This window comes from Gordonia sp. PS3 (assembly GCF_041950545.1).
In the GTDB taxonomy this organism is placed as follows: Bacteria; Actinomycetota; Actinomycetes; order Mycobacteriales; family Mycobacteriaceae; genus Gordonia; species Gordonia sihwensis.
In genome coordinates this window covers 2,012,877-2,028,219 of sequence record NZ_CP169524.1, presented here as the reverse complement: position 1 = coordinate 2,028,219, position 15,343 = coordinate 2,012,877, and the positions used below count along the sequence as shown (strand labels likewise).

Sequence of the window (15,343 nt, the reverse complement as noted above, 5' to 3'; positions counted from 1 at the left end):
CTCGAGCGATGGTCCCCGAACTCCTGGCAGCCGTCTGGCTTCTGCTCGTCGCCGCGATCGACCGCCGGACCGGGCGCATCCCGAACTCCCTGGTCGTTCCGGCGATGGTGGGCACCGCCGCCGTGGCGGTGTGTCTGCCCGTCGTCGGAGCATCGGCGGCGGTCGCCGTCGTGCCGTATGTGCTGGCCTTCGCGCGCGGACACTGCGGTGGCGGCGACGTCAAGCTCGCCGTGCCGTGCGGCGCGTTGGTCGGTGAACCGATCGTGAGCGGCCTCGTCGTGGTGGCGGCGGCGGTGATCTCCCTCGTGACCTGCGGTGTCGCCAGAAAGACCAGCCTGCCGCACGGGCCCGCCCTCGCGGCGTCGACCATCCTCTTCCTGCTGCTGACATGACCGGTGCGCGGCGGCGGAACCGTCCGGAGTGCCTGCCTGTGCCGCCGGTGGACCCTTCTGGAACAATTGACCATTGTGTTGCGCTGGATAACTGCCGGAGAATCCCATGGCCCGGCCCTGGTGGCCCTCGTCGAGGGGATGGTCGCCGGAGTGGAGATCACCTCGTCCGACATCGCCGAACAACTGGCCCGCCGCCGGCTGGGCTACGGCCGCGGCGCCCGTATGAAGTTCGAGGCCGACAAGGTCACGATGATCGGCGGAGTCCGCCACGGGCTGACGATGGGCGGCCCGGTGGCCGTCGAGATCGGCAACACCGAGTGGCCCAAGTGGGAACAGGTGATGTCGGCCGATCCGGTCGACGCCGACGAACTCGAGGGCAGCGCGCGCAATGCGGCGCTGACCCGTCCGCGACCCGGGCACGCCGACTACTCCGGCATGCTGAAGTACGGCTTCGACGACGCCCGCCCGGTGCTGGAGCGGGCGAGCGCACGGGAGACGGCGGCGCGCGTCACCGCGGGCACGGTGGCCCGGAACTTCCTGCGGCAGGTCTTCGGCATCGAGATCGTCTCGCACGTCGTCTCGATCGGTGCGAGTACGCCGTACGACGGTCCCGCGCCGACCGCCGCCGATCTGTCGGCGATCGACGAGAGCCCGGTCCGCGCCTTCGGCAAGGACGCCGAGCAGTCGATGATCGGCGAGATCGAGGCCGCCAAGCGCGACGGCGACACGCTCGGCGGCGTCGTCGAGGTGATCGCCACCGGTGTCCCGATCGGACTCGGCTCGCACGTCAGCGGCGAGACCAGGCTCGATGCTCGGCTGGCCGCGGCCCTGATGGGCATCCAGGCCATCAAGGGCGTCGAGGTCGGTGACGGCTTCGAGACGGCGCGGCGTCGCGGCAGCCAGGCCCACGACGAGATGGTCCCCGGAGCCGATGGGGTGCTTCGCTCCACCAATCGTGCGGGCGGGCTGGAAGGCGGGATGACCAACGGCGAGTCGGTCCGTGTCCGGGCCGCGATGAAGCCGATCTCGACGGTCCCTCGGGCGCTGTCGACCGTCGACATGACCACGGGCGAGCCCGCCACCGCCATCCACCAGCGCAGCGACGTGTGCGCCGTGCCCGCCGCGGGTGTGGTCGCCGAGGCGATGGTCGCGCTGGTGCTGGCACAGGCGGCGCTGGAGAAGTTCGGCGGCGACTCGGTCTCCGAGACCGCCGCCAACCTGCGCAGCTACCTCGACGTGATCGAGAGCCGTCCGCCGCACCCGCAGTCGTGACGGCACAGGCCACCGGCCGTCCGGCCGCGGTTCTCGTCGGCCCGATGGGAGCGGGCAAGTCGACCGTCGGCCGCGCACTGGCCCACGCTCTCGGCGTCGCCTTCTGCGACACCGACGACGAACTCGAACGCCGCTCCGGCAGAAGCATCCCGGACATCTTCGCCGCCGACGGCGAACCGGCCTTCCGCCGGCTGGAGTCCGAGGTCGTCACCGACGTTCTGGGCCGGTTCGACGGTGTGGTCTCGCTGGGCGGAGGAGCGGTGATGACCGACACGATCCGCGAGGCGCTCGCCGGCCACGCCGTGGTGTATCTCAGGGTCGGCGCCGACACCGGGTTCGCGCGCGTCGCTGCGTCCGACCGACCGTTGCTCGCCGACCCCGACCCACGTCGGCGCTATGCGGACCTGCTGTCGCGCCGAGAACCGACCTATCGCGCCGTCGCGGCCGTCGAGGTGGACGCGGCCCGGAACCCGCAGACTGTCGTCGACGACATCCGGGCCCGACTGCAGGCGGTGCGGGCCGACCAATGAACGCCGACCAATGAACATGGGAGATCAGGCATGACCGAACCGGTGAAGGTCGCCGTCCGCGCGGCGAGTCCCTACGACGTGACGATCGGCCGGGGTCTGCTCTCCGACGTCGCCGAAGCGGCGCAGGGCGCCGATCGCGTGACGATCGTCTATCAGCCGACCCTCAAGGCCACCGCCGAGCAGATCCGCGAGTATCTGGCCGAACAGGGCTTCGATGCGCATCGCGTCGAGATCCCGGACGCCGAGGATGGCAAGGACCTCTCCGTCGCCTCCTTCTGCTGGGAGGTCTTCGGACGCATCGGCATGATGCGCAACGACAAGGTCATCAGCCTGGGCGGCGGTGCCGCCACCGACCTCGCCGGTTTCGTGGCCGCGACGTGGATGCGGGGCATCGGCGTCATCCACGTGCCGACCACGCTGCTGGCGATGGTCGACGCCGCGGTGGGCGGCAAGACCGGCATCAACACCGATGCCGGAAAGAACCTCGTCGGGTCGTTCCACGAGCCCGACGCCGTGCTCATCGATCTCGCGACGCTGGAGACGGTCCCGCACAACGAGGTCGTCGCCGGGCTCGCCGAGGTCATCAAGACCGGATTCATCGCCGATCCGGTGATCCTCGACATGATCGAAGCCGACCCCGGTGCCGCCCTCGACCCGAAGGGGACGGTCCTGCCGGAGCTGATCCGCCGGTCGGTCCAGGTGAAGGCAGACGTCGTGTCCGCGGATCTGAAGGAGTCCTCACTGCGGGAGATCCTCAACTACGGTCACACGCTCGGCCACGCGATCGAACGCCGTGAACGCTACAAGTGGCGTCACGGGGCCGCGATCTCCGTCGGCATGGTCTTCGCCGCCGAACTCGGGCGGCTCGCGGGCCGGCTCGACGACGAGACCGCCGACCGCCATCGCCGGATCCTCGAACTCGTGGGTCTGCCCACGACCTACGACGAGGACGCGCTCGGCGAACTCCTCAAGACGATGGCCGGCGACAAGAAGAACCGGTCGGGCATGCTCCGATTCGTGGTGCTCGACGGTCTGGCGAAGCCCGGCCGTCTGGAGGCCCCGGACCCGTCGCTGATCGCGGCCGCCTACTCGGCCGTCGCCTCCGGCGGAGCCTCGGGCCCCGCCCCGATCATGCTGTGAGCGGTTCGAGGGTGGGATGATTTCGACTCGCTCCGCTCGCTCAACCACCCTGGATGTGAAGTGCCCACCGGCAGGCTGATTGCGCGCGCTGCTCCTCAGGCTGGCTGAGCGGGCTGCTCCTTAGGCTTGTTGAGCGGGCCGCCCGGCAGGCTGGTTGAGCGGGCTGCTCCTTAGGCTTGTTGAGCGAGCGAAGCGAGTCGAAACCCCCTCACAGCACAAACAACAGCGGGCCGGGAACCTCGAAGGTTCCCGGCCCGCCGTCGTGGAGACGATGCTCAGGCAGTGGTCGCCAGCTGAGCGGTCTGCGCTTCTGCTGCTTCCTGCGCCTTCAACTCGGCCTTCCGTTGGTCGCGGCGGACGAAGAAGCGCCCGAGGCTGACGCCGAAGAACGCCGGCAGGTAGACGATGAGGGTGATGAACGAGACGCCGGCGGTCATCTCGATCCAGAAGGAGGCCTGGCCGATACCGTTCAGCCAGAAGGTTCCGAGGATCCAGCACACGAGGCACGACACGACGGCGGCCACGAGGCCGACCTTGAGCCAGCGCATCGTGAGATCCTCGTAGTCGTCGGGGTCGCTGTGCGCGCGGGCGTCCCTGATGCCGTCGTATCCGCCCCAGATCACCGCGATCAGCACCACGGCGATCACCGCGAGCCAGCGTCCGAGTGGCGAGGACAGAGGTGCCGTGATGACGACGACACCGAGAATGATTCGGGCGGCGATGTGCACAATCGACATCACGGCGCCACGCAGTAGCCACGAACTCATGGATGCACCATACCGGGGAGGAACATGTTCAACAACGCTGACATGCGGAAAGAACCGGCGCACGCCGAGGCCGGCGCGACGATCGCGGCCAGGCGCGCTCGATTGTCCCGGGCATTGGGAGACGACGCGGCGGGGGACCAGGTGGACGCGATCGTCGTGTCGAACCTGGTCAACGTGCGTTACCTCACAGGTTTCACCGGCAGCAACGCGGCGGTCCTCGTCTGGGCCGAGCGGCCGGAGCGGCCCGAGGACACGATCTCGACGGACGGCAGATATGTGTCGCAGGTGGCCGCACAGGTACCCGACCTGCCGGCGCTGATCGCCCGCGACTGCCCGCGCGCCCTCGTCGAGCACGCCGTCGGCCTGCGCCCGCGCGTTCGGATCGGCATCGAGGCGGACGCGATGTCGGTGGCGGCGTTCACCGACCTGTCGCAGCACGCCGGCGCGGAACTGGTCCCGCTGCGCGGAACGGTGGAAGCGCTGCGCGCGGTCAAGGACGCCGGTGAAGTGGAATTGATCACGTCGGCGTGCCGGATCGGCGACGAGGCCCTCGCCGCTCTGATCGAACGCGACGCGATCGTCCCGGGCCGCACCGAGCGTGCCGTGGCGCGCGACCTCGAGTGGGAGATGTACGTGCGCGGCGCCGACGCCATCGCCTTCGAGACGATCGTCGCCGCCGGGCCGAACTCGGCGATCCCGCACCATCGCCCGACCGATGCGGTGCTCGCCGACGGCGACCTGGTCAAGATGGATTTCGGCGCGGTCGCCGGCGGCTATCACTCGGACATGACCCGCACCTACGTACTGGGGGCCGCGGCGGCGTGGCAACGCGAGATCTACGAGATCGTCGAGGCCGCGCAGCTCGCCGGCCGCGAGGCCCTCGTTCCCGGCGCCGACCTGGCGGGGGTCGACGCCGTCGCCCGCGAGGTGATCGCGGACGCGGGGTACGGCGAGTACTACGTGCACGGTCTGGGGCACGGGGTGGGGTTGGAGATCCACGAAGGTCCGGGAATCGGGGCCGCCGCGAGCGGTACACTGCCTGTCGGCGCAACGGTCACCGTTGAACCCGGGATCTACCTGCCCGGGCGCGGCGGCGTGCGGATCGAAGACACCCTGGTGGTCACCGATGCCGGACCGCGATTGCTGACGACCACCCCGAGGGCGCTCCGCGCCCTGTGACTTTCCGAGGAGACAACACATATGGCGTCGACCGCCGACTTCAAGAACGGCCTCGTCCTCAAGATGGAGGGCGACCAGCTCTGGCAGATTCTGGAATTCCAGCACGTGAAGCCGGGCAAGGGCCCCGCGTTCGTGCGCACCAAGATCAAGAACGTCCTGTCGGGCAAGATCGTCGACAAGACCTTCAACGCCGGAGTCAAGGTGGAGACGGCGACCGTCGACCGTCGCGACATGACCTACCTGTACAACGACGGCACCGACTACGTGTTCATGGACGGCGAGACCTTCGACCAGATCACCATCGCCCCCGAGGTCATCGGCGACGGTGCGCGCTTCCTGCTGGAGAACATGACCGTCCAGGTCTCGACCCATGAGGGCGCGCCGCTGTCGGTGGAGCTCCCGGTCACCGTCGAACTCGAGGTCCAGCACACCGACCCGGGTCTGCAGGGCGATCGATCGACCGGCGGCTCCAAGCCCGCCACGCTGGAGACCGGCGCCGAGGTCCAGGTGCCGCTGTTCATCAACACCGGCGACAAGCTGAAGATCGATTCCCGCGACGGCAGCTACCTCGGCCGCGTCAACAGCTGACACACCGCACCACCGACGTTCCCCGAGCAAGACAGGCACTGCGACTCACGTGAAGAAACCCGGTACCCGCCACAAGGCGCGCAAGCGCGCGGTGGACCTTCTGTTCGAGGCGGAAGCCAAGGGCGTGAAGGCCACCCAGCTGATCGCTGAGCGGCGCGAGATCTACCCCACCGACGACAGCGTCGGAACGATGTACGAGTACACCGTGCGCGTCGTCGAGGGTGTCACCACGGACGCCTCCCAGGTGGACGCCGTGATCGAGTCGCATCTGGAGAACTGGAAGCTGCACCGGCTCCCGGCGGTCGACCGCGCCATTCTGCGGCTGGCCGTCTGGGAGCTGCTGTACGCGACCGACGTCGACATCGACGTCGTGCTCGACGAGGCCGTCGAGCTCGCCAAGGAGCTCTCGACCGACGATTCCCCGTCGTTCGTCAACGGCGTCCTCGGCAAGGTCGCCGAACTGGCCCCTCAGGTCAGGGCGGCGGCCTCGGCGGAGTAGACTGGCTCCTCGAGAGCAAGTTCTGGCTCGACAAGAGAATTTCCTTTAACGACCCGTCCAGTGAGGCGGAGAAGGAGGTCGACTTGGCTCCGCCGGTCGATCGTGCGCGCCCTCAGCGTGTGTTACTCGACGCTTCTGACGTCGGGCGCACGGTGGCACGCATGGCACATCAAGTGATCGAGAAGACCGCTCTGGACGCTCCCGACGCCCGTCGGGTCCTGCTCATCGGTATCCCCACGCGGGGCACCTCGCTGGCAGTGCGGCTGGCCGAGCGGATCGCCGAGTTCTCCGGCGTCCGGGTGCCGACCGGCTACCTCGACATCACGCTCTACCGCGACGACCTTCGCGACAAGCCCCATCGCCCGCTCGAACGGACGCTCGTCCCCGAGGGCGGCGTCGACGGCGCGCTGGTGATCCTCGTCGACGACGTCCTCTTCTCCGGCCGCACCGTGCGAGCTGCGCTCGACGCGCTGCGCGATCTCGGCCGTCCGTCCGCGGTGCAACTCGCGGTGCTGGTCGATCGCGGCCACCGGGAGTTGCCCCTGCGCGCCGACTACGTCGGCAAGAACGTCCCGACCTCCCGGGACGAGGACGTCGAAGTCCACCTGGTGGAGCACGACGGGATCGACGAGGTGGTGCTCCGATGAAGCACCTGCTCTCCGCCGCCGACCTGTCCCGCGACGACGCGCTCGACATCCTCGACGAGGCCCAGCGGTTCGAGCAGGCGCTCGCCGGCCGTGAGGTCCGCAAACTCCCCACCTTGCGTGGCCGGACGGTGATGACCGTCTTCTACGAGAACTCGACGCGTACCCGCGTCTCGTTCGAGGTCGCCGCCAAGTGGATGAGCGCCGATGCGATCAACGTCAGCGCATCGAGTTCGTCGGTCAACAAGGGCGAGTCGCTGCGCGACACCGCCAAGACACTGCGCGCTCTCGGCGCGGACGCCCTGGTGGTGCGGCACCCGGCATCCGGCGCCGCCGCCCAGGTGGCGCGGTGGACCAACGACGGCAGCGACGTCACCGGCCTGCCGACCACCGGCCCGTCGGTCATCAACGCCGGCGACGGCACGCATGAACACCCCACGCAGGCGCTCCTCGACGCCTACACGATTCGCCAGCGTCTGGGCGGTTTCGAAGGTCGTCGCGTGGCGATCGTCGGCGACATCCTGCACTCGCGCGTGGCGCGGTCGAACGCCCGGCTGCTCGCGACCCTCGGTGCCGAGGTGGTCCTCGTGGCACCGCCGACCCTGCTGCCGACGGGCGTGCAGACGTGGCCGGTCCGGGTCGCCACCGATCTGGACGCCGAGCTTCCGGCCGCGGACGCGGTGATGATGCTCCGGGTCCAGGCCGAACGCATGAACGGCGGATTCTTCCCGAGCGCGCGCGAGTACGCGGTGCGCTACGGGCTCTCGGACACCCGCATGGCCATGCTGCGCGACGACGCCGTGGTGCTGCATCCCGGCCCGATGCTGCGCGGCATGGAGATCGGCTTCAACGTCGCCGACACCCCGCAGGCCACCGTCCTCGAACAGGTCCGCAACGGCGTCCACGTCCGCATGGCGGTGCTGTTCCGCCTCATCGCGGGAGCCGAGGAGTCCATCGGCGGACCCGACAGCAGAACAGCGGACAGCAGAACACCCGACAGCAGCGCCCCCGACGATTCCCGAGGAGTGAAGTAGTGTCCGTCACCGGTTCGGTCCTGATCACCAACGTCCGGCCCTACGGTGACGGCGACCCGGTGGATGTCGCCGTCGTCGACGGCGAGATCACCGCGATCGGCGCCGGCCTGCCGGCTCCCGAGGGGGCGGACACGATCGACGGCGGAGGCGGCGTACTGCTTCCCGGCTTCGTCGATCTGCACACACATCTGCGCCAGCCCGGCCGTGAGGACACCGAGACCGTCGAATCGGGCTCGCGAGCGGCGGCGCGCGGCGGCTACACGGCGGTCTTCGCGATGGCGAACACGGACCCGGTGGCCGACAACGCCTCGATCACCGATCACGTGTGGCGCCTCGGCCGGGAGATCGGTCTGGTGGACGTGCACCCGGTGGGTGCGGTCACGGTCGGACTCGCCGGCGAGCAACTCGCCGAGATGGGCATGATGGCCGACGGCGACGCTGCGGTGAAGCTGTTCAGCGACGACGGGAAGTGCGTGCACGATCCGGTCATCATGAAGAGGGCGCTCGAGTACTCGAAGGGGCTCGGAGTGTTGATCTCGCAGCACTCCGAGGATCCGCGGCTGACTGTGGGAGCCGTCGCGCACGACGGTCCGACCGCCGCGCGGCTGGGTCTGACCGGCTGGCCGCGTGCCGCCGAGGAGTCGATCGTCGCGCGCGACGCGCTGTTGGCGCGCGATGCCGGGGCCCGGGTGCACATCGCGCACGCGTCCACGGCGGGCACGGTCGAGCTGATCCGCTGGGCCCGCGGCCAGGGGATCGAGATCACCGCGGAGGTCACTCCGCACCACCTGCTGCTGGACGACTCGCGGCTGGAGACCTACGACGGCGTCAACCGTGTCAACCCGCCGCTGCGCGAGGAGACCGACAAGACGGCGTTGCGGGCGGCACTTGCCGACGGGGTCATCGACTGCGTCGCCACCGACCACGCACCGCATGCGGCGCAGGAGAAGTGCTGCGAGTTCTCGCAGGCGCGACCGGGGATGCTGGGTCTGGAGACGGCGCTGTCGATCGTGGTGGAGACGATGGTCCGGCCCGGACTGCTCGACTGGCGCGGCGTCGCGCGAGTGATGAGCGAACGGCCGGCGCAGATCGTCGGCCTCGACGACCAGGGGCGGCCGATCGCCGTCGGTGAGCCGGCGAATCTGACGATCATCGATCCGGACGGTTCGTGGGAGGTCCGCGGCCAGACACTGGCCAGCAAGTCCGGCAACACCCCCTACGAGTCGATGCGGCTGCCGGGCGTCGTGCAGGCGACGGTCCTGCGCGGTCGGGTCACGGCGGCGCGGGGACCCGCGGCGGAGCTCGGCGAGACGGCGGGTGAGTGGCGGTGAACGAGGTCCTGTACTACGTGGTGGTCACCGTCGTCGCCCTCGCGGTGTGGCTGACACTGGTGGCGATGGTGGTGCGCGGCTGGCGTAACCGGGGCCGCAGGCAGGCGGAGACCGTCGGAGAACTGCCGGTGGCGCCCGCCGACCCGGGAGAGCTCATCCGCGGCCCGCACACCGGCCTGTACCTCGGCAGCACGATGGCGCCGAGCTGGCAGAACCGCATCGCGGTCGGCGACTTCGGAGACCGCGCCAACGCTCAGTTGTCGGCGTTCCCGGCCGGATTGCTCATCGAGCGCTCGGGCGCCTCGCAGATCTGGATCCCCGAGGAGTCGATCGTGGCGGTCCGCACCGAACGTGGGCTCGCGGGCAAGGCGATGAGCCGCGACGGTGTGCTGGTGATCCGCTGGGCGCTGCCGACGGGGATCCAGGTGGACTCCGGGCTGCGCGCCGACGACAAGTCGGTCTATCCGGAGTGGGTGGCGGCCTACGAGGAGATCACCGAGAAGGCTTTCCGCGAGCTCGAACTCACGGACGAACATGAATCTGGCACCAAGAAGACGAAGAAGAGAGACAAGTGATGAACAAAGCGGTGATGGTGCTGGAGAACGGCCAGGTTTTCACCGGTCAGGCGTTCGGCGCCACGGGACGCACTCTGGGCGAAGCGGTCTTCTGCACCGCGATGACCGGGTACCAGGAGACGTTGACCGACCCGAGTTACCACCGGCAGATCGTCGTCGCGACGGCGCCGCAGATCGGTAACACCGGCTGGAACACCGAGGACAGTGAGAGCCTGCTCGGCAAGCGTTCGTCGGTCCGGTGGTCGGCGGACTTCATCGACCACCGGGATCCGGGGAAGATCTGGGTGGCCGGATACGCGGTCCGCAACCCCACGCGACGCGTCTCCAACTGGCGAGCCGGCTCGTCGCTCGAAGACGAGCTGATCGGTCAGGGAGTGGTCGGCATCGCGGGCATCGACACCCGCGCACTGGTGCGCGTGCTCCGGGACAGCGGATCGATGCGCGCCGGGATCTTCTCCGGCGATGCGATCGGCAGCACCGAGGAGATGCTCGACGCGGTCCGCGCCCAGCCGTCGATGGCCGGTGCCGATCTCGCGGCGCAGGTCAGCACGTCCGAGCCGTACATCGTCGAGGCGGCCGGCGGGGAGGCGAAGTTCACCGTCGCCGCGCTCGACATGGGCATCAAGGCCAACACCCCGCGCATGCTGGCCGCCCGCGGAGTGGAGGTGCACGTGCTCCCGTCAGACGCCACCTACGCCGACATCCGCGCTCTGAACCCGGACGGTTTCTTCCTGTCGAACGGGCCGGGCGACCCGGCGACCGCCGACGCGGCCGTCGCGCTGACCAGCGAGGTGATCGACGCGGGACTGCCGACGTTCGGCATCTGCTTCGGGAACCAGATCCTGGGACGGGCCTTCGGCCGCAGTACCTACAAGCTCAAGTTCGGTCACCGGGGCATCAACATCCCGGTCCTCGACACCACCACCGGCCGGGTCGCCATCACTTCGCAGAACCACGGCTTCGCCCTCGAGGGCGAAGCGGGCGAGGAGTTCGACACCGACCTCGGCCGTGCCCGCGTCTCCCACGTCTGCGCCAACGACGGCGTCGTGGAGGGTGTGGAGCTGCTGTCCGGCCAGGCGTTCTCCGTGCAGTACCACCCGGAGGCCGCGTCCGGACCGCACGACGCCGCCAACCTCTTCGACAAGTTCGTCAACGTGATGGAGAACTCCGCCATGAAAGGAACCCGCGCGTAATGCCTCGCCGTACAGACATCTCCCACGTTCTGGTGATCGGGTCCGGCCCGATCGTCATCGGCCAGGCCTGCGAGTTCGACTACTCGGGCACCCAGGCCTGCCGGGTGCTCAAGGCCGAGGGCCTGCGCGTGTCGCTGGTCAACTCCAATCCGGCCACGATCATGACCGATCCCGAGTTCGCCGACGCCACGTACGTGGAGCCGATCACTCCGGAGTACATCGAGAAGGTCATCGAGACCGAGGCCGCCGGCGGCCACCCGATCGACGCCGTGCTCGCGACCCTGGGCGGTCAGACCGCGCTCAACGCGGCGGTCGGCCTGCATGAGAAGGGCATTCTCGCCAAGCACGACATCGAGCTGATCGGCGCCGACTTCGACGCCATCCAGCGCGGCGAGGACCGCCAGATGTTCAAGGACATCGTCACCGAGATCGGTGGCGAGAGCGCCCGCTCGCGGGTCTGCCACACCATGGAGGAGGTGCACGCGACCGTCGAGGAGCTCGGCTACCCGGTGGTGGTGCGGCCGTCGTTCACCATGGGCGGACTCGGCTCCGGCATGGCCTACGACGAAGCCGATCTGGACCGGATCGCCGGCGGCGGCCTGGCGGCCTCGCCCACGGCGAATGTCCTGATCGAGGAGTCCATCCTCGGCTGGAAGGAGTACGAGCTCGAGCTGATGCGCGACAACAAGGACAACGTCGTCGTGATCTGCTCGATCGAGAACGTCGATCCGGTCGGTGTGCACACCGGCGACTCGATCACCGTCGCACCCGCGATGACGCTGACCGACCGCGAGTACCAGATCATGCGCGATCAGTCGATCGCCATCCTCCGCAAGGTGGGCGTCGACACCGGCGGTTGCAACATCCAGTTCGCCCAGAACCCGCGCGACGGCCGCCTGGTGGTCATCGAGATGAACCCGCGAGTGTCGCGCTCGTCGGCGCTGGCGTCGAAGGCGACCGGTTACCCGATCGCCAAGATGGCGGCCAAGCTGGCCATCGGCTATTCGCTCGACGAGATCATGAACGACATCACCCGGGTCACGCCCGCGTGCTTCGAGCCGGCGCTCGACTACGTGGTCGTCAAGGCTCCGCGTTTCGCGTTCGAGAAGTTCCCGGGCGCCGACGACACACTCACCACCACGATGAAGTCGGTGGGCGAGGCGATGAGCCTGGGCCGCAGTTTCGCCGAGGCTTTTGGCAAGGTGATGCGATCACTGGAGACCAAGGCGGCGGGCTTCTGGACCGAGGCCGACCGGCCCGACCCGGCGACCATCGACACCGAGGCGCTGCTGTCGGAGGTGTCGGTCGGCAGGGACGGCCGCATGTACAAGATCATGCTGCTGCTGGAGGCGGGCGTCGGCATCGACCGGATCTACGAGGCGACCTCGATCGACCCGTGGTTCCTGGCCGAGATCGACGGCATCCGACAGATCGGTCACGAGGTCCGCGACGCCGAGAGCCTCGACGAGTTCACCCTGCGGGTCGCCAAGAGCAACGGACTCTCGGACCGCCAGATCGCAGTCCTCCGCGGTACCGACGAGGACGCGATCCGCGAACTGCGGACGGGCATGGGCGTGCGCCCGGTCTACAAGACGGTCGACACGTGCGCCGCCGAGTTCGAAGCGAAGACCCCGTACCACTACAGCTCCTACGAGCTCGATCCGGCGGCGACCACCGAGATCGCCGCGCAGACCGAGCGGCCCAAGGTGCTGATCCTGGGCTCGGGACCCAACCGAATCGGCCAGGGCATCGAGTTCGACTACTCCTGCGTCCACGCCGCGCTCACGCTGTCGGAGGCCGGCTACGAGACGGTCATGGTGAACTGCAACCCGGAGACGGTCTCCACCGACTACGACACCGCCGACCGCCTGTACTTCGAGCCGCTGACCTTCGAGGACGTCCTGGAGGTGTACCACGCCGAATCGCAGTCGGGCACCGTCGCGGGCGTCATCGTCCAACTCGGCGGGCAGACTCCGCTGGGGCTCGCCGCACGGCTCGAGGCCGCGGGCGTGCCGATCGTCGGCACCAGCCCGGCCGCCATCGATCTGGCGGAGGACCGCGGCGAGTTCGGCAAGGTACTCGTCGAGGCGGGCCTGCCCGCACCGCAGTTCGGGACCGCCACCACCTTCGAGGGCGCCAAGGACATCGCGGCCGGAATCGGCTACCCGGTGCTGGTCCGCCCGTCGTACGTGCTCGGCGGCCGCGGCATGCAGATCGTCTACGACGAGCAGGGGCTGGCCGACTACATCGCGAACGCCACCGAGATCTCCGACGACCGCCCGGTGCTGGTCGACCGGTTCCTGGAGGGTGCCGTGGAGATCGACGTCGACGCGCTGTGCGACGGCGACGAGGTCTACATCGGCGGCATCATGGAGCACATCGAGGAGGCGGGCATCCACTCAGGCGACTCGGCGTGCGCGCTGCCCCCGATCACGCTCGGCGCCGATGTGGTGGAGCGGGTGCGGACCTCGACCGCGGCGCTGGCCAGGGGTCTGGGCGTGCGCGGCCTGATGAACGTTCAGTACGCGCTCGCCGGCGACGTGCTGTACGTGCTCGAGGCCAACCCGCGGGCGAGCCGCACGGTGCCCTTCGTCTCGAAGGCCACCGCGGTGCCGCTGGCGAAGGCGTGCGCGCGAGTCATGCTGGGCATGTCGATCGCCGAACTGCGCACCCAGGGCATCCTGCCCGCGGAGGGCGACGGTTCGGTCACCCCGGCGAACGCCCCGGTGGCGGTCAAGGAGGCCGTGCTGCCGTTCAATCGCTTCCGGCGGGAGGACGGGACCGGCGTCGACTCGCTGTTGAGTCCCGAGATGAAGTCGACCGGTGAGGTCATGGGACTCGACGACGATTTCGGCCGGGCCTTCGCCAAGTCGCAGGAGGCGGCCGGGGGAGCGCTCCCTCGCTCGGGCACGGTCTTCGTGTCGGTGGCCGATCGCGACAAGGCCTCGATCATCTCCCCGATGAAGCGCCTCGCCGACCTGGGCTTCACCGTTCTCGCCACCGGCGGTACCGCGGGCGTGCTGCGCCGCAACGGTATCCAGGTGGAGACCGTGCGCAAGTACTTCGAGGCCAAGGAGGGTGAGCGGACCGTCATCGACGCCATCAGAGAGCGCAAGGTGGACCTCATCATCAACACGCCGTTCGGCACCGCCGGACCGCGCGTCGACGGGTACGAGATCCGTGCCGCCGCGATCGCCGCGACGGTGCCGTTCATCACCACCGTGCAGGGTGCGGGCGCCGCGGTGCTCGGCATCGAGGCGACGCTGAACGCCACGATGAGCGTGCGATCACTGCAGCGCCGCCACGCGGAGATGCAGGCCGGCAAGTGATGGAAGCGACGGCACGATCGTCCGGTTTCGCGGCGCGATACCGGACGGTCGTCGCCGAGCGCGGACGGCTGTGCGCGGGAATCGACCCGCACGCGGCGCTGCTCGAGCAGTGGGGTCTGCCGGTGACCGTCGACGGGCTGCGCGCCTTCGCCGACGCCTGCGTCGAGGGCCTCGGTCCCACCGCCGCCGTCATCAAACCGCAGGTCGCCTTCTTCGAGGTCTTCGGCGCCGCGGGCTTCGCGGTCCTGGAGGATGTGATCGCCGGCTGCCGAGAGGCGGGGGCGGTGGTCCTCGCCGACGCCAAGCGCGGCGACATCGGCTCCACCATGGCGGCGTACACCGCGGCATGGCTCGACGACGCGTCGCCCCTGTGCTCCGATGCGGTGACCCTCTCGCCGTACCTGGGTTTCGGATCGCTCGAACCGGCTGTTCACAAGGCGCGGACCACCGCGCGCGGCGTCTTCGCCCTCGCCCGCACCTCCAATCCCGAGGGCGGCTCGGTGCAGACGGCCGACGCCGGCGGTCGGACCGTCGGACAGTCGATCGTCGACGCCGCCGCGGAGGTGAACGCCGATGGCTCCGGAACGGTCGGCGTGGTGGTCGGCGCGACACGCGAACACGGATTGGATCTGAGCCGCCTGGCCGGTCCCGTGCTGTCGCCGGGATTGGGCGCCCAGGGCGCCACCGCGGCCGATCTGGCCCGGATCTTCGACGGTTCGGATCCGTCGTGGCTGCTGCCGGCGGCCAGCCGCAGCATCCTGCGCGCGGGACCCGATCCGGCGGCCCTCGCGGCCGCGGCGTCCGCGACCAGAGACGAGGTCGAGGCGGCGCTGCGGTAGCCGCTCACCACTGACGCGACACTCGACGACG

At 69.3% G+C, this 15,343-nt stretch carries 15 protein-coding genes; 14 read left to right on the top strand and 1 reads right to left on the bottom strand.

Annotated features, from left to right (window positions below; all coding sequences use genetic code 11):
- The first annotated feature begins 8 nt into the window (after nucleotides 1-8).
- From ACE11G_RS09380 to aroB, 4 genes are read left to right on the top strand one after another with little or no spacing between them, the layout of a single operon-like run.
- Entirely contained in the window at nucleotides 9-392 is a 384-nt protein-coding gene (locus ACE11G_RS09380) for a prepilin peptidase (RefSeq protein WP_375001942.1), read from the top strand.
- A 57-nt stretch (nucleotides 393-449) separates the two neighbouring features.
- Nucleotides 450-1,664 (top strand): chorismate synthase, encoded by a 1,215-nt coding sequence (aroC, locus tag ACE11G_RS09375; protein WP_045540472.1) that lies wholly within the window; start codon nucleotides 450-452, stop codon nucleotides 1,662-1,664.
- Nucleotides 1,661-2,194 (top strand): shikimate kinase, encoded by a 534-nt coding sequence (locus tag ACE11G_RS09370; RefSeq protein ID WP_045540469.1) that lies wholly within the window; start codon nucleotides 1,661-1,663, stop codon nucleotides 2,192-2,194. Before aroC ends, ACE11G_RS09370 begins: the two co-directional genes overlap by 4 nt.
- A gap of 30 nt (nucleotides 2,195-2,224) precedes the next feature.
- Complete coding sequence (gene aroB, locus ACE11G_RS09365) at nucleotides 2,225-3,334, top strand: 3-dehydroquinate synthase (protein ID WP_045540468.1); 1,110 nt, start codon at nucleotides 2,225-2,227, stop codon at nucleotides 3,332-3,334.
- Nucleotides 3,335-3,609: 275 nt separating this feature from the next.
- On the opposite strand, the gene ACE11G_RS09360 is transcribed toward aroB, so the two are convergent.
- Complete coding sequence (locus ACE11G_RS09360; RefSeq protein ID WP_006894800.1) at nucleotides 3,610-4,101, bottom strand: B-4DMT family transporter; 492 nt, start codon at nucleotides 4,099-4,101, stop codon at nucleotides 3,610-3,612.
- A 24-nt stretch (nucleotides 4,102-4,125) separates the two neighbouring features.
- Here ACE11G_RS09360 and ACE11G_RS09355 point away from each other — a divergent pair, with 24 nt between their 5' ends.
- From ACE11G_RS09355 to pyrF, 10 genes are all read left to right on the top strand, one after another.
- The gene (locus tag ACE11G_RS09355; RefSeq protein ID WP_346076287.1) at nucleotides 4,126-5,280 is read left to right on the top strand and encodes an aminopeptidase P family protein; all 1,155 of its coding nucleotides are present in this window, start codon (nucleotides 4,126-4,128) and stop codon (nucleotides 5,278-5,280) included.
- A 21-nt stretch (nucleotides 5,281-5,301) separates the two neighbouring features.
- Nucleotides 5,302-5,868 (top strand): elongation factor P, encoded by a 567-nt coding sequence (gene efp, locus ACE11G_RS09350; protein WP_006894802.1) that lies wholly within the window; start codon nucleotides 5,302-5,304, stop codon nucleotides 5,866-5,868.
- A gap of 49 nt (nucleotides 5,869-5,917) precedes the next feature.
- Nucleotides 5,918-6,367 (top strand): transcription antitermination factor NusB, encoded by a 450-nt coding sequence (gene nusB / locus ACE11G_RS09345; RefSeq protein ID WP_006894803.1) that lies wholly within the window; start codon nucleotides 5,918-5,920, stop codon nucleotides 6,365-6,367.
- Nucleotides 6,368-6,450: 83 nt separating this feature from the next.
- Nucleotides 6,451-7,014, top strand: coding sequence for a bifunctional pyr operon transcriptional regulator/uracil phosphoribosyltransferase PyrR (pyrR, locus tag ACE11G_RS09340; protein ID WP_006894804.1), 564 nt, complete (start codon nucleotides 6,451-6,453; stop codon nucleotides 7,012-7,014).
- A complete protein-coding gene (locus tag ACE11G_RS09335) occupies nucleotides 7,011-8,045 on the top strand; it encodes an aspartate carbamoyltransferase catalytic subunit (protein WP_062367515.1) in 1,035 nt (344 codons plus the stop codon). Before pyrR ends, ACE11G_RS09335 begins: the two co-directional genes overlap by 4 nt.
- Complete coding sequence (locus ACE11G_RS09330) at nucleotides 8,045-9,376, top strand: dihydroorotase (RefSeq protein WP_346076283.1); 1,332 nt, start codon at nucleotides 8,045-8,047, stop codon at nucleotides 9,374-9,376. Before ACE11G_RS09335 ends, ACE11G_RS09330 begins: the two co-directional genes overlap by 1 nt.
- The gene (locus tag ACE11G_RS09325) at nucleotides 9,373-9,951 is read left to right on the top strand and encodes a hypothetical protein (RefSeq protein WP_062367534.1); all 579 of its coding nucleotides are present in this window, start codon (nucleotides 9,373-9,375) and stop codon (nucleotides 9,949-9,951) included. The genes ACE11G_RS09330 and ACE11G_RS09325 overlap by 4 nt, the downstream gene beginning before the upstream one ends.
- Nucleotides 9,951-11,144: a glutamine-hydrolyzing carbamoyl-phosphate synthase small subunit gene (gene carA / locus ACE11G_RS09320; RefSeq protein ID WP_375001937.1), complete on the top strand. Its 1,194-nt coding sequence runs from the start codon at nucleotides 9,951-9,953 to the stop codon at nucleotides 11,142-11,144. Before ACE11G_RS09325 ends, carA begins: the two co-directional genes overlap by 1 nt.
- On the top strand, nucleotides 11,144-14,473 hold the full coding sequence (carB, locus tag ACE11G_RS09315; protein ID WP_375001935.1) for a carbamoyl-phosphate synthase large subunit: 3,330 nt from the start codon (nucleotides 11,144-11,146) through the stop codon (nucleotides 14,471-14,473). The genes carA and carB overlap by 1 nt, the downstream gene beginning before the upstream one ends.
- Complete coding sequence (pyrF, locus tag ACE11G_RS09310) at nucleotides 14,473-15,312, top strand: orotidine-5'-phosphate decarboxylase (protein WP_375001933.1); 840 nt, start codon at nucleotides 14,473-14,475, stop codon at nucleotides 15,310-15,312. Before carB ends, pyrF begins: the two co-directional genes overlap by 1 nt.
- Nucleotides 15,313-15,343: the final 31 nt, after the last annotated feature.